Source organism: Enterobacter sp. ECC-175, from assembly GCF_043968675.1.
GTDB lineage: Bacteria > Pseudomonadota > Gammaproteobacteria > Enterobacterales > Enterobacteriaceae > Enterobacter.
Map to the genome: position 1 here is coordinate 3,854,294 of NZ_CP143776.1, position 14,212 is coordinate 3,868,505.

Sequence of the window (14,212 nt, forward strand, 5' to 3'; positions counted from 1 at the left end):
AAAAAGTGCCGGATTAATCATCCTGATGCCTAAAACAGGCGCGGAGACGATGATTCGTCAGCAGCCACAGCAGCGCAACGATATCCGCCACCACCAGCGCGATACCGATGCCCGTAAGCGGTTCACCGTACCACCAAAGCACCGGCTGCCAGATGAGTAGCGCAATCTGGGCAAGGATCAGCAGCCAGCGCAGCGCGGCCCACAGCCGTGGAATGACCTGCCGCCGACCGCTGCAAAGAAATGCCAGCACCGCCGGGACGCCCGGCAGCAGGCCCAGCCAAAACGCGTCATGATCGGGGTAAAACAGATTGAGCAGGGTATCGCCCTGCCCGCGCGACGCGCCGGCCATCACGAACAGCACCCAGGTTCGCGCCTGCAGCAGGAGGACGCACCAGAATAAAAGCGGCAGGCGAAGACGGCCGTGGCCGTCATAATCGCCGGGGTGAAACTCAGTACTCTTCATCTTCGATCAGGCGCTTTCCTAAACTCAGCACGTCAGAATGCTCGTAGCCCAGGCGTTCATACATGCCCAGCACTACGTCGTTATCTTCGCGCACCATGATCTGAATTTTCGGGCAGCCGCGGGCAATCAGCTTCTTCTCCAGACGGTTAAGCAGCGCGTTGGCAATGCCACGCCCGCGAAATTCCGGATGCACGCCCAGATAATAGGCCGATCCGCGATGGCCGTCGTAGCCCCCCATCACCGTCCCCACCACTTCGCCGTTGACCTCGGCGACCAGGAACAGGCTGACGTCGTGGTTCAGCTTGCGCTCAATATCCATCTCCGGATCGTTCCACGGACGCAGCAGATCGCAGCGCTCCCAAAGGGTGATTACCTCTTCGAAATCTTCCTGGCGAAAAACGCGTATCTCCATGGTCTTAACCGCCTTTTCGGGTTTAAAAACAGTGATTATGGCGTGAACGGCGCGTTTCGCCAATATCCGGGGAAAAACTCGCCAAAATTTGGCATAATGTCACTTTGTCACGTATTGAAATGAAAAGTAAAACAATTCTCAATAAGGACTGTCGTAACGCCAAACGCGATACGATATAACACCAGGACCCCAATTTTTACAATTCAGGCCGCATGAGCACATTCAAACCATTAAAAGCACTCACATCGCGTCGTCAGGTTCTCAAAGCGGGGCTGGCGGCCTTAACGTTAACGGGCATCGCACAGCAGGCGCAGGCTAAGGAAGAGGCGACGCTAAAAACCAGCAACGGACACAGCAAGCCCAAAGCCAAAAAAGCGGGCGCAAAGCGGATTGTGATGCTCGATCCGGGCCACGGCGGGATCGATACGGGTGCTATCGGGCGCAACGGCTCAAAAGAAAAACACGTCGTGCTGGCGATTGCAAAAAATGTCCGGTCGATTTTACGCAGCAACGGCATTGACGCGCGCCTGACGCGCTCCGGCGATACGTTCATTCCCCTGTACGACCGCGTAGAAATCGCCCACCAGCACGGCGCGGATATGTTTATGTCGATCCATGCCGACGGCTTTACCAACCCTTCCGCAGCGGGCGCATCGGTGTTTGCGCTCTCCAACCGCGGGGCCAGTAGCGCCATGGCGAAATATCTCTCCGACCGTGAAAACCGCGCGGATGAGGTGGCCGGGAAAAAGACCACCGACAAAGATCATCTGCTGCAGCAGGTGCTGTTCGACCTCGTTCAGACCGACACCATCAAGAATAGCCTCACGCTCGGCTCGCATATCCTGAAGCGCATCAAGCCCGTTCACCGTCTGCACAGTAAAAGCACCGAGCAGGCCGCGTTTGTGGTGCTGAAATCGCCGTCGATTCCGTCGGTACTGGTGGAAACGTCGTTTATCACCAATCCTGAAGAAGAGCGTCTGCTCGGCACGACCGCCTTCCGCCAGAAGATTGCCAACGCGATTGCCTCCGGGGTAATCAGCTATTTCAACTGGTTCGATAACCAAAAAGCGCACTCCAGGAAACGTTAATGAAACCGAATGCACAGCGGGTAAAAGCGTTCTTGCTTCAGCTGCAGGATGAGATTTGCCAAAAGCTGACCGCGCTGGACGGCGGTGAGTTTCAGGAGGACAGCTGGCAGCGCGAAGCGGGCGGCGGCGGGCGCAGCCGCGTGCTGCGCAACGGCGGCGTCTTTGAGCAGGCCGGCGTTAACTTCTCTCACGTTCACGGCGACGCCATGCCCGCGTCGGCGACCGCCCATCGGCCCGAACTTGCGGGCCGCAGCTTCGAGGCGATGGGCGTTTCGCTGGTGGTGCATCCGCACAACCCGTTCGTGCCCACCAGCCACGCCAACGTGCGCTTCTTTATTGCCGAAAAACCAGGGGCCGATCCGGTCTGGTGGTTTGGCGGCGGTTTCGACCTCACGCCCTACTACGGCTTTGAAGAGGACGCGGTGCACTGGCACACCACCGCGCGCGACCTCTGCCTGCCGTTCGGTGAAGACGTTTACCCGAAATACAAAAAGTGGTGCGACGACTATTTCTACCTTAAGCACCGCGACGAGCAGCGCGGCATCGGCGGGCTGTTCTTCGACGATCTGAATACCCCGGATTTTGATACCGCGTTCCGCTTTATGCGGGCGGTAGGTGAAGGTTTTACCGACGCCTACCTGCCAATTGTCGAGCGTCGTAAAAATACCGACTACGGCGTGCGCGAGCGCGAGTTTCAGCTCTATCGCCGCGGGCGCTACGTGGAATTCAACCTGGTGTGGGATCGCGGCACGCTGTTCGGCCTGCAGACAGGCGGGCGCACGGAGTCGATTTTAATGTCGATGCCGCCGCTGGTGCGCTGGGAGTACTGCTACGAGCCAAAAGAAGGCAGCCCGGAGGCTGCCCTGAGTGAGTTTATTAAGGTTCGGGACTGGGTGTAACCCCACCCCTCACCCTAACCCTCTCCCCTGAGGGGAGAGGGGACAGCTCCGAGCCGTCTTTTCACCCTCGCCCCTTTGGGGAGAGGGCCGGGGTGAGGGGTGGGTTTAATTACAGCGGCTGCGTCTGCGCCTCCACCACCGCCAGCGCCACCATGTTCACAATGCGGCGCACGGAGGCAATCGGCGTTAACACATGCACCGGTTTCGCCACGCCCATCAGCACCGGCCCCACGGTCACCCCTTCAGAGCTGGAGACGCGCAGCAGGTTGTAGCTGATACGCGCCGCTTCCACGTTTGGCATAATCAGTATGTTGGCCGACCCCTTCAGCGGGCTGTCCGGCATACGCTCGCTGCGGATGCTCTCCACCAGCGCGGCATCTCCGTGCATCTCGCCGTCAATCATCAGTTCCGGCGCGCGCTCGCGCACCAGCTCCAGCGTCTGGCGCATTTTGCAGGCCGCAGGTGATTTAGACGATCCGAAGTTAGAATGCGACAGCAGCGCCACCTTCGGCTCGATGCCAAAGCGGCGCACGGTTTCCGCCGCCATTACGGTAATCTCCGCCAGCTGTTCCGGCGTCGGGTCGTCGTTAACGTAGGTATCGGCGATAAAGGTGTTGCCGCTCGGTAGCAGCAGGGCATTCATCGCCCCGGCGGTATGCACGCCGTCGCGATAGCCGAAAATCTCCTGCACCACGCTGAAGTGCTCGTGATAGTCACCGATGGTGCCGCAGATCAGCGCATCCGCCTCGCCGCGATGAACCATGATCGCGCCGATCACCGTGGTGTTGCTGATAACCGCCTTCTGCGCCTGCTCCTGGGTGATCCCGCGACGCTTCATGATCGCGTAGTATTCGTTCCAGTACTCTTTGAAGCGCGGATCGGATTCGTTATTCACGATCTCAAAATCAACGCCCGGCTTAATCTGCAGGCCCAGCTTCTGAATACGCATCTCGATCACGCTCGGACGACCGATCAGGATCGGCTTCGCCAGCCCCAGGCTCACCAGCTCCTGGGTCGCATGCAGCACGCGCGCCTCTTCCCCTTCCGCCAGCACCACGCGCTTCGCGTCGGCACGCGCCTGGGAGAAGATCGGCTTCATAAACAGGTTGGTTTTGTAGACGAACTCGGTGAGCTTATCGACGTAGGCGTCGAAATCCTCAATCGGCCTCGTCGCCACGCCGGAGTCCATCGCCGCTTTCGCCACCGCTGGCGCGATCTTCACAATCAGGCGCGGGTCGAACGGTTTTGGAATGATGTAGTCCGGGCCGAAGCTCAGATCCTGATCGCCATACGCGGACGCCACCACTTCGCTCTGCTCGGCGTGGGCCAGTTCCGCAATCGCGTGCACCGCCGCCAGCTTCATCTCTTCGTTGATTGCCGTTGCGCCCACGTCCAGCGCGCCGCGGAAGATGAACGGGAAGCAGAGCACGTTGTTCACCTGGTTCGGGTAGTCCGAACGCCCGGTACAGATGATCGCGTCTTCACGCACCGCTTTCGCCAGCGGCGGCAGAATCTCCGGCTCGGGGTTGGCCAGCGCCAGGATCATCGGCGCGCGCGCCATCTTTTTCACCATCTCCTGGGTCAGCACTTTCGGGCCAGAGCAGCCGAGGAAAATATCCGCACCGTCGATGACGTCCTCAAGCGTGCGTTTGCCATCGTCCTCCACCGCATAGGCCGCTTTGGTTTCCGCCATATTTGGCTCGCGGTCTTTGTAAATAACGCCCTTGGAGTCGCAGACCACAATGTTGTGTTTCTGCATACCGAGCGCCACCAGCAGGTTCATACAGGCGATGGCCGCCGCGCCCGCGCCGGAGACCACCATCCGCACGTCGGAGAGGTTTTTCTCTACCACGCGCAGGCCGTTCAGAATGGCCGCCGTGCTGATGATCGCCGTACCGTGCTGGTCGTCATGGAACACGGGAATGTTCATACGCTCGCGCAGCTTCTGCTCGATGTAGAAACATTCCGGCGCTTTGATGTCTTCCAGGTTGATGCCGCCGAACGTCGGCTCCAGCGCGGCCACCACGTTAATGAATTTATCGGGATCAAGCTCGTCGACTTCGATATCGAACACGTCGATACCGGCGAATTTCTTGAACAGAACGCCCTTTCCTTCCATCACCGGCTTGCCGGCAAGCGCGCCGATGTTGCCCAGGCCCAGCACCGCCGTGCCGTTGGAAATCACGGCCACCAGGTTGCCGCGCGCGGTGTATTTATAGGCCGCCAGCGGATCTTTTTCGATCTCAAGACACGGAGCCGCGACGCCCGGCGAATAGGCCAGCGCCAGGTCGCGCTGGGTTGCCAGCGGTTTGGTCGGGGATACCTGAATTTTGCCCGGGACAGGAAACTCGTGAAAATCGAGGGCACTTTGCTTCAACTGCTCATCCATCTTGTTATTCCTTTCTCGTATCGGTCAAAAAGGGTGAGGTTTGCGATCCTGATGCACACCCTGGAGTGCCGCCTAGTATCGCCGCAGGCGGCCTCCTAAACTTTGAAGGCTGCCAAACTCTCACCATTGCGAAACAAAAATTGTTATCAATTTATAACAAGCATGTTACCCGTCTCAGAAAGCAATGCCTCCCCCGTCTGCTATGCTTTTTTGTTAAGTCCATCATGATTTTTCCAGAAGTGTGAACTAACGCACTCGGCTAACTCTTTTATTTCCAAGGAGTAATGACGTATGAACCAACTTGACGGCATCAAACAATTCACCACCGTGGTCGCAGACAGCGGCGATATCGAGTCGATTCGCCACTATCAGCCTGAAGACGCGACCACCAACCCTTCGCTGCTGCTGAAGGCGGCAGGGCTTTCCCATTTCAGCCACCTGATTGACGACGCCATCGCGTACGGCAAGCAGCGCGGGAAGACGCAGGAGCAGCAGGTCGCCGAGGCGAGCGACAAGCTGGCGGTCAACTTCGGTGCGGAAATTCTGAAAAGCATACCGGGACGCGTCTCAACCGAGGTTGATGCTCGCCTCTCGTTCGACAAGGAAAAAAGCATCGCCAAGGCGCGCCGCCTGGTTGAGCTTTACCAGGAGCAGGGAATCGACAAAGCGCGCATCCTGATCAAGCTCGCCTCCACCTGGGAAGGGATACGCGCCGCCGAGGTGCTGGAGAAAGAGGGCATCAAGTGCAATCTGACCCTGCTGTTCTCCTTTGCTCAGGCGCGCGCCTGCGCCGAAGCGGGCGTGTTCCTCATCTCACCGTTCGTCGGGCGCATCTACGACTGGTATCAGGCGAAGCAGCCGATGGACCCGTACGTGGTGGAGGAAGATCCGGGCGTGAAGTCGGTGCGCAACATCTACGATTATTTCAAACAGCACCGCTACGAAACCATCGTGATGGGCGCCAGCTTCCGCCGCACCGAGCAGATCCTCGCCCTGGCGGGCTGCGACCGACTGACCATCTCACCTGACCTGCTGAAAAAACTGCAGGAGAGCGAAGAAACGGTGATCCGCAAGCTGGTCCCGACCTCAACCGTGTTACCGAAACCCAAAGCCATGACGGAAGCGGAGTTCCGCTGGGAGCACAACCAGGACGCAATGGCCGTCGAGAAGCTGGCGGACGGCATCCGCCAGTTCGCCGTTGACCAGCGCAAACTCGAAGATCTCCTTGCCGCCAAACTTTAACCTTGCCACGGAGTGAACTATGTCCCGTAAAGAGCTCGCCAACGCCATCCGCGCCCTGAGCATGGATGCTGTACAAAAAGCCAATTCCGGCCATCCCGGCGCACCGATGGGCATGGCCGATATTGCCGAAGTGCTGTGGAACGACTTTCTGAAGCACAACCCAAACGACCCGACGTGGTACGACCGCGACCGCTTTATTCTCTCGAACGGCCACGCCTCAATGCTGCTCTACAGCCTGCTGCACCTCTCCGGCTACGACCTGCCGCTTGAGGAGATCAAAAACTTCCGCCAGCTGCACTCAAAAACGCCAGGCCACCCGGAGATTGGCTACACGCCGGGCGTGGAAACCACCACCGGGCCGCTGGGCCAGGGGCTGGCCAACGCCGTCGGCCTGGCGATTGCCGAGCGCACGCTGGGCGCGCAGTTCAACCAGCCGGACCACGATATCGTCGATCACTACACGTACGTGTTTATGGGCGACGGCTGCCTGATGGAGGGGATCTCCCACGAGGTCTGCTCGCTGGCGGGCACGCTGGGGCTCGGCAAGCTGATTGGTTTTTACGATCACAACGGCATTTCCATCGACGGGGAGACCAAGGGCTGGTTTACCGACGACACGGCGAAGCGCTTCGAGGCCTACCGCTGGCACGTGGTTCACGAAATTGACGGCCACGATCCGGAGGCGGTGAAAAAAGCGATTCAGGAAGCGCAGAGCGTGAAGGATAAGCCGTCGCTGATCATCTGCCGCACCACCATCGGCTTTGGCTCGCCGAACAAGGCGGGCAAAGAAGAGGCGCACGGCGCGGCGCTGGGCGAAGAAGAGGTGGCGCTGACCCGCCAGAAGCTGGGCTGGAAATACCCGGCGTTCGAGATCCCGAAAGAGATTTACCGGGCGTGGGACGCGCGCGAAGCGGGTGAAGAAGCCCAGCACGCCTGGAACGAGAAGTTTGCCGCGTATAAAAAAGCGTATCCCGAACTCGCCGCCGAGTTTACCCGCCGCATGAGCGGCGGCCTGCCGGAGGACTGGGAGACGAAAACCCAGGCGCTGATTGAAGAGCTGCAGTCTAACCCGGCGAAGATCGCCACCCGTAAGGCGTCGCAAAATACCCTGAACGCCATCGGGCCGCTCCTGCCCGAGCTGCTGGGCGGCTCGGCGGACCTGGCGCCAAGCAACCTGACCATCTGGTCCGGCTCTAAGTCCCTGAAGGAGGACGTGGCCGGAAACTACATTCACTACGGCGTGCGCGAGTTCGGGATGACCGCCATTGCTAACGGCATCGCCCACCACGGCGGCTTTGTGCCCTATACCGCCACCTTCCTGATGTTTGTGGAATACGCCCGCAACGCGGCGCGCATGGCGGCGCTGATGAAGGCGCGGCAGATTATGGTCTACACCCATGATTCGATTGGCCTTGGCGAAGATGGGCCCACGCACCAGGCGGTCGAGCAGCTGGCGAGCCTGCGCCTGACGCCAAACTTTAGCACCTGGCGTCCGTGCGATCAGGTAGAGGCCGCCGTCGGCTGGAAGCTGGCGGTTGAACGGCATAACGGGCCAACGGCGCTGATCCTGTCGCGTCAGAACCTGGCGCAGATTGAGCGCACGCCGGAGCAGGTGAAAAACATCGCCCGCGGCGGGTACGTTCTGAAGGACAGCGGCGGCAAGCCGGACGTGATCCTGATTGCCACCGGTTCAGAAATCGAGATTACGGTGAAGGCCGCCGAGAAGCTGACCGCCGAAGGCCACGCCGTGCGCGTGGTCTCCCTGCCCTCTACGGATATCTTTGACGCGCAGGACGAGGCCTACCGCGAGTCGGTTCTGCCATCCAACGTCGCGGCGCGCGTGGCGGTTGAGGCGGGCATTGCCGACTACTGGTACAAATACGTTGGCCTGAAAGGGGCGATTGTCGGGATGCGCGGTTACGGTGAGTCGGCCCCTGCCGATAAGCTGTTCCCCTATTTCGGCTTTACGGTTGAGAACGTGGTAGAGAAGGCGTTGAGCGTGCTTTAGTGCGGTCTTCGTTGCCGGGTGGGGCTGCCGCTTCCCCGGCAAAAAAACTACCGCGTGATCCACAGCGTGGGCCACGCGTCTGGCCCGTTCCAGCTATCGCAGCTTGGCTCTTCCGCATAGCGCACCAGGCGAAAGCGCTGGCCGTCAAAACGCCAGCGCGTCTGGATGCCGCAGTCACCAATGCCGCGCCCGAGCGCAAGCGTGGTTAACTCACGCGTTTTCTCATCAAAGCTGGCGTTCATCAGCTCCATCTCACTCTCCCCGCTGGCGGGCGTAAAGGGTAGGCGCAGCCTGACGCTGCGTGCCGAGAAGGGCTTTTTACGCGACACCACCCAGCCCAGATCGACGGTGTTATAGGCTCCCGCCTCGCAGCTGACGATCAGCAGCGCCTTGTCGTCCGTTAGCGCGGTCACGCGCACTTCCCGACGGTTCGGATCGAGCGAGCACTGGCTGCTGTTCATCCGCCCGGTGCCGTAATCCAGCAGCGCGTTAAGCTCCTCGTGGGTGAGCGGCGTGGGCGTCGGGTTAACAACCGCGACCTTTTTCAGCGCCGGGGCCGGCGGCACGCTCAGGGGCGGCTCATCGCCTTTTTTAATCCACGCCGTTTCGCTGCCGACGCGCTTTTGCTGCGCGTCGATAAACAGCAGCGCGGCCTTCAGGCCGTTCAGCGAAACGATTTGCCTGCCGCCGCGCAGGGTCAGCGCCTGCCCTTCCTGAATCGTTTTCAGAAACGCGCCGATGGTCACCGCGTCATCCGTTTTTACATGCCACGGGGTGATTTGCCAGCGCTTCGGATCGAGCTTTAAGGGAGTGTTATCCAGCAGAAGGCGCGGCGCGATAGCGGGCTCTTTGACAAGCGGCGCGGAAAGCCCGTCCAGGTCGATACGCAGCGTGGCGTCCGTTTTCGCCCCGGCGCTTCGGCTGAGCGACATCACCAGACCGTGATGCTCGCCGGTGTTGCGGGCAACGCAAAAATTCTGGTTATTGCAGGTGACCTGCCAGTCGGTGAACGCCTGCTGGGCAGGCGCGGCCTGCGCCCACGGGGCGGGGAACAGGCAGGAAAGCAGGAGAAAAAAGAGGCTGTAGCGCATGGATGGCACGATCCCGGAAACGAAAATGCAAATCTGGGCGGTATCTTCATGGACCATCCCGGCCCGCTCAATCGGATTTATCGGATAGATTTATCTGAAATATATTCTCTTATCGTTCGAAAGCGCCGTTCATCAGCCCGATGGTCTGGAGATACTGCAGTAAGATCACCGCCTTACCGTCCCTGATTTCACCGTTTTTCACCATCTCCAGCGCGCGGGCGAAGGGAAGCTCCAGCACCTCGATATCTTCATCCTCTACGCCACCGCCGCGATGAATACGCTGGGCGTCGTGATACTCGGCAATAAAGAAGTGCACAATCTCCGTCACGCCGCCGGGGGACATAAACAGCTCGAAGACTTTTTTAACCTCGCCCACTTCAAAGCCGGTCTCTTCGACGGCCTCTTTGCGGATACACACTTCCGGCTCATCGTCGTCGAGCAGGCCCGCGCAGGTTTCAATCAGCCGGCCGTCGGGATTGCCGTTCACCCACGTCGCAATGCGAAACTGACGAATCAGCACCACGCTCTGCTTTTCGCGATTGTAGAGCAGGATGGTGGCCCCGTTTCCGCGGTCGTAAACCTCACGCCTGTGGCGAATGACCTCGCCGTTCTGACGCGTTAAATCATAGGTAATGTTGCGCAGGACAAAGTAGTTTTCGGAGAGGATTTTGTCTTTGATTACGTCAATTTTCAGGGTCATACGGGCTCCACGGCAAAATGAGTGCCTGTAGTCTACGCCGTGAAGCCCGCCTTGTCGCCCGTCGAGGCGCTAGTGCCCTTTCGGCTGCCCTACTCCGAGCCAGTCCATCATGCCCCGCGCGGCGTGGCGACCTTCCGCCATCGCGGTCACCACCAGATCCGCGCCTCGCACCGCGTCGCCGCCCGCGAAAATTTGCGGGTTGGTCGTCTGGTAGCGATAGCGGCTTTCCACGGAGGCAATAATCCGCCCCCACGCGTCGGTATCCACGCCCTCGGCCTGAAGCCAGGGCATCGCGTGCGGGTTAAAGCCAAACGCCATAATCACCGCATCCGCAGGCATCACAAACTCGCTGCCCGCCACCGGAACGGGACGCCGCCGCCCCTGCGCATCCGGTTCGCCCAGCTCGGTGCGCAGCATCCGAATGCCGCTCACCCGCCCGTCCGGGGCAAGGACGATCTCAACCGGCTGAACGTTAAACTCAAAGCTCGCACCCTCCTCTTTCGCATTTTTCACCTCTTTCTTCGAGCCGGGCATGTTGGCCTCGTCCCGGCGGTAGGCGCAGGTCACGTTCGCCGCGCCGTGGCGCAGCGCGGTGCGTACGCAGTCCATGGCGGTATCCCCTCCGCCCAGCACCACCACGTTCAGCCCTTCGGTATTGATAAACGGCTCTCCGTCAGCGGGCGCAAGCCCCATAACGTTGCGGGTGTTCGCCGCCAGGAACGGCAGCGCGTCGTACACGCCCGGCGCGTCCTCGTTTGGAATGCCGGCCTTCATGGAGCGGTAGGTGCCCACGCCGATAAACAGGGCGTCGTAGTCGCGCCGCAGCTGAGAGAGCGACACGTCTTTGCCGACCTCGCAGCTCAGCGCAAAGTTGATGCCCATGGCGGTAAAGATTTCCCTGCGCCGCGCCAGCAGGGATTTGTCCAGCTTGAAGGCCGGAATGCCGAACGTCAGCAGGCCGCCAATCTCCGGATGGCGATCGTAAACCGTCACGCTCACGCCGTGGCGCACCAGCAGGTCGGCGCACGCCAGCCCGGCGGGGCCCGCCCCGACGATGGCCACCTTTTTATCCACCGGCCGGACGCCGCTCATGTCCGGCATCCAGCCGCTCGCCAGCGCTCTATCCGAGATATAGCGCTCAATATTGCCGATGGTCACCGAGCCGGAGGCATCGCGAAGCGTGCAGGCCCCTTCGCATAATCGGTCCTGCGGGCAGACGCGCCCGGTAATTTCAGGCAAACAGTTGGTCTGGTGAGACAGCTCGACCGCGCCCGCGATGTCGCCCGCCTTCACGCGCGCGATCCACTGCGGAATGTGGTTATGCAGCGGACAGGTCCACTCGCAGATGCTGTGCTCGCCGCACGTCAGGCAGCGCGACGCTTCGCGCTGGGCCCGATCGGCGCGAAACGGCAGGTAAATTTCGTTGAAATGGCAGGCGCGCTCTGCGGCCGTCAGCTTGTCCGGCTCGCCGCGCGGCGGAGTTAAGCGCATCTGCTGCCGCCTGGTTTGCGGTTCGTCATGCTTCACCACCGAAGCGTGCCAGGGCTGCGCTTCTGAACAGGCCGTGCGCTGGCGGCGGGATTTTGCCAGCGCGTCCAGCGCCGCGGGAGTGGCCAGCGTAAGGACGTCCGCCGGGCAATTTTCGATGCAGGCGGGCCCCTGCGGGCGCGTCAGGCACAGATCGCACTTGTGCGCCGTGGCCTTCACGCTGCCGTTTTCCACCGGCGTGACGATAATCTCCAGAGTGCCGAACGGGCACGCCACCGCGCAGGCCTTGCAGCCAATGCACTTCTGCTGGTTTACCTGTACGCTGTCATCGCGCCTGGCGATGGCGCCGTTAGGGCAGCTTTGTACGCAGGGGGCATTTTCGCAGTGGTGGCAGGTGACGGGATGATTTTTCGCGCCCGAACGCAGGACCGTAATCCGCGGATGGAAATGGTCCTCGCTCAGAACGTGCGCTTCGCCGTTGTGCGCCATTACGCAGGCGACTTCGCAGGCGCGGCATCCGATGCATTGCTCACTATCAGCCATAATAAAACGATTCATAATGACACCTGTTTTTGGTTCAATAACCTTATTCTTTGTATGAATACCGTATTAAACCGGGGTGACCTCCTCTGGCAATGTTCACATGCCCAGAATGGCCCACTTTTCGCAGTGAACCTGTGGCAGATCAATTTTATTCAGGAAGCCGTTTGTGACCGTTAAACGACCCGTATCGGGAAGCCTGGCTCGGGCTTTCTTTTCGATTATTGTGTTGTCGATTCTGACCAGCGCCGTTGCGCTGCTCACGCTTGCCAGCAGCCAGCGCGATGCGGAAGCGATTAACATTGCGGGCTCGCTGCGCATGCAAAGCTACCGCCTGGGATATGAAATGCAGCGCGCCAGCCCGGCCATTGCATCGCACCGGGAAAGCTGGCAGCAGGCCCTGAGCGCCCCGGCGCTGCGGGGGCTGAACCGCTGGTACGTGCCGGAGGACGTCAAGCAGCGCTACCAGCAGCTGCATCTGGCCTGGCAGGAGATGGACGCGCATATCGCCCGCGGGGATATCGGCTGGTATCAGAACCACATTGAGGATTTTGTGGGCCGCATTGACGCCTTCGTTCTGGCGCTGCAGCACTACTCCGAGCATAAAATGCAGCGCGTGCTCCTGATCTCCCTGGCGGGAGGCGCGGGCATTTTACTGCTTACGCTTCTCACGCTGCGGGCGATACGCCGCACGGTGGTGGCGCCGCTCAATCACCTGGTCGCGGCCAGCGAGCGTATTGAGCAGGGGCAGTTCGACACGCCCGCGCCGGACACCGCGCTCCCCAACGAGCTGGGCCAGCTTTCCCGCGCGTTCAACCATATGTCCTCCGAGCTCCACACGCTCTACCGCTCGCTAGAGCAGTCGGTTGCTGAAAAAACGCAGCACCTGCATGAGGCGCACCAGCAGCTGGAAATGCTTTTTACCTGTTCGCAGGCGCTCAATACCGGCCAGATAGACGGCCACTGCTTCCGGCATATCCTGCAGATTGTCCATGAATACACCCGGATGAACTATCTGGAGCTGCGCACCCGCGACGACTGGCGGATTGCGGAAGGCACCGCGCAGCCCGGCGCGCCGATGCACAGCCTGCCGGTGCTGATGCAGGATACTCTGTACGGCGAGCTGCGCTGGCAGAGCGAAACGGGCGAAGCCCTGCAGCCGCTGATGAAAAGCGTGGCGACCATGCTCGGGCGCGGGCTCTATTTCAACGAAGGACAGAAGCACTTCCAGCAGCTGCTGCTGATGGAGGAGCGCGCCACGATTGCCCGCGAGCTGCACGATTCCCTGGCGCAGGTGCTGTCGTATCTGCGCATTCAGCTTACGCTGCTCAAGCGCGCCGTGCCGGAGGATAACGCCCCGGCGCAGGCCATCATCACCGACTTTTCCCGCGAGCTGAACAACGCCTGGCGTCAGCTTCGCGAGCTGCTGACCACCTTCCGCCTGACGCTCAACCACGCCAACCTTCCGGCCGCGCTGCAGGAGTCGCTCGATAATCTGCAAAGCCAGACGCAGGCGATCCTTCGCCTCGACTGCCGCCTGTCGTCGCTGGCGCTGGATGCGCAAAAGCAGGTGCATCTGTTACAGATTGTGCGGGAGGCGGTGCTTAATGCCATCAAGCACGCCGGTGCGAGCGAAATCACCGTCAGCGGGATCACCTCTGCCGACGGCACGCATACGGTGTCCATCCGCGATGACGGCATTGGCATCGGCGAGGCCAGCGAGCCGCCGGGGCACTACGGGCTGAACATCATGCGCGAGCGCGCGGAACGGCTTGGCGGCACCCTGCGCTTTTCGCAGCCGAAAGCGGGCGGAACGGAAGTCAGCGTAACGTTCCGCACGCCAGTGCCGGAGGGGGGAATAGTGTGATAATTTACATTATCTCCTTTATTTC

At 60.6% G+C, this 14,212-nt stretch carries 11 protein-coding genes; 5 read left to right on the plus strand and 6 right to left on the minus strand.

Annotation, left to right across the window (positions count from 1 at the left end; genetic code table 11):
- Positions 1 to 13: 13 nt before the first annotated feature.
- Entirely contained in the window at positions 14 to 463 is a 450-nt protein-coding gene (locus V1599_RS18340) for a DUF2919 domain-containing protein (RefSeq protein WP_395300598.1), read from the minus strand.
- A complete protein-coding gene (locus tag V1599_RS18345; RefSeq protein WP_297122319.1) occupies positions 450 to 875 on the minus strand; it encodes a GNAT family acetyltransferase in 426 nt (141 codons plus the stop codon). Before V1599_RS18345 ends, V1599_RS18340 begins: the two co-directional genes overlap by 14 nt.
- Before the next feature lie 212 nt (positions 876 to 1,087).
- Between V1599_RS18345 and amiA the strand changes: the two genes are divergently transcribed.
- Together amiA and hemF are read left to right on the plus strand one after the other, a co-directional pair.
- A complete protein-coding gene (gene amiA / locus V1599_RS18350) occupies positions 1,088 to 1,963 on the plus strand; it encodes an N-acetylmuramoyl-L-alanine amidase AmiA (protein WP_395300599.1) in 876 nt (291 codons plus the stop codon).
- Positions 1,963 to 2,862, plus strand: a complete 900-nt coding sequence (hemF, locus tag V1599_RS18355) for an oxygen-dependent coproporphyrinogen oxidase (protein ID WP_395300600.1) — start codon at positions 1,963 to 1,965, stop codon at positions 2,860 to 2,862. The genes amiA and hemF overlap by 1 nt, the downstream gene beginning before the upstream one ends.
- A 109-nt stretch (positions 2,863 to 2,971) precedes the next feature.
- Here hemF and maeB read toward each other — a convergent pair whose 3' ends face one another.
- Positions 2,972 to 5,251, minus strand: a complete 2,280-nt coding sequence (maeB, locus tag V1599_RS18360; protein ID WP_297122324.1) for an NADP-dependent oxaloacetate-decarboxylating malate dehydrogenase — start codon at positions 5,249 to 5,251, stop codon at positions 2,972 to 2,974.
- Positions 5,252 to 5,542: 291 nt separating this feature from the next.
- Between maeB and tal the strand changes: the two genes are divergently transcribed.
- Positions 5,543 to 6,493, plus strand: a complete 951-nt coding sequence (tal, locus tag V1599_RS18365; RefSeq protein WP_112010273.1) for a transaldolase — start codon at positions 5,543 to 5,545, stop codon at positions 6,491 to 6,493.
- A gap of 19 nt (positions 6,494 to 6,512) precedes the next feature.
- A complete protein-coding gene (gene tkt, locus V1599_RS18370; protein ID WP_395300601.1) occupies positions 6,513 to 8,501 on the plus strand; it encodes a transketolase in 1,989 nt (662 codons plus the stop codon).
- Between the two features lie 47 nt (positions 8,502 to 8,548).
- Here the strand turns inward: tkt and V1599_RS18375 are convergent, their stop codons facing one another.
- From V1599_RS18375 to aegA, 3 genes are all read right to left on the minus strand, one after another.
- Entirely contained in the window at positions 8,549 to 9,592 is a 1,044-nt protein-coding gene (locus tag V1599_RS18375) for a DUF1176 domain-containing protein (protein ID WP_112010417.1), read from the minus strand.
- Positions 9,593 to 9,701: 109 nt separating this feature from the next.
- Entirely contained in the window at positions 9,702 to 10,292 is a 591-nt protein-coding gene (gene nudK / locus V1599_RS18380; protein ID WP_112010271.1) for a GDP-mannose pyrophosphatase NudK, read from the minus strand.
- Between the two features lie 69 nt (positions 10,293 to 10,361).
- On the minus strand, positions 10,362 to 12,338 hold the full coding sequence (gene aegA, locus V1599_RS18385) for a formate-dependent uric acid utilization protein AegA (RefSeq protein WP_395300602.1): 1,977 nt from the start codon (positions 12,336 to 12,338) through the stop codon (positions 10,362 to 10,364).
- Positions 12,339 to 12,489: 151 nt separating this feature from the next.
- Here aegA and narQ point away from each other — a divergent pair, with 151 nt between their 5' ends.
- Complete coding sequence (gene narQ, locus V1599_RS18390; RefSeq protein ID WP_395300603.1) at positions 12,490 to 14,187, plus strand: nitrate/nitrite two-component system sensor histidine kinase NarQ; 1,698 nt, start codon at positions 12,490 to 12,492, stop codon at positions 14,185 to 14,187.
- Positions 14,188 to 14,212 lie beyond the last annotated feature (25 nt).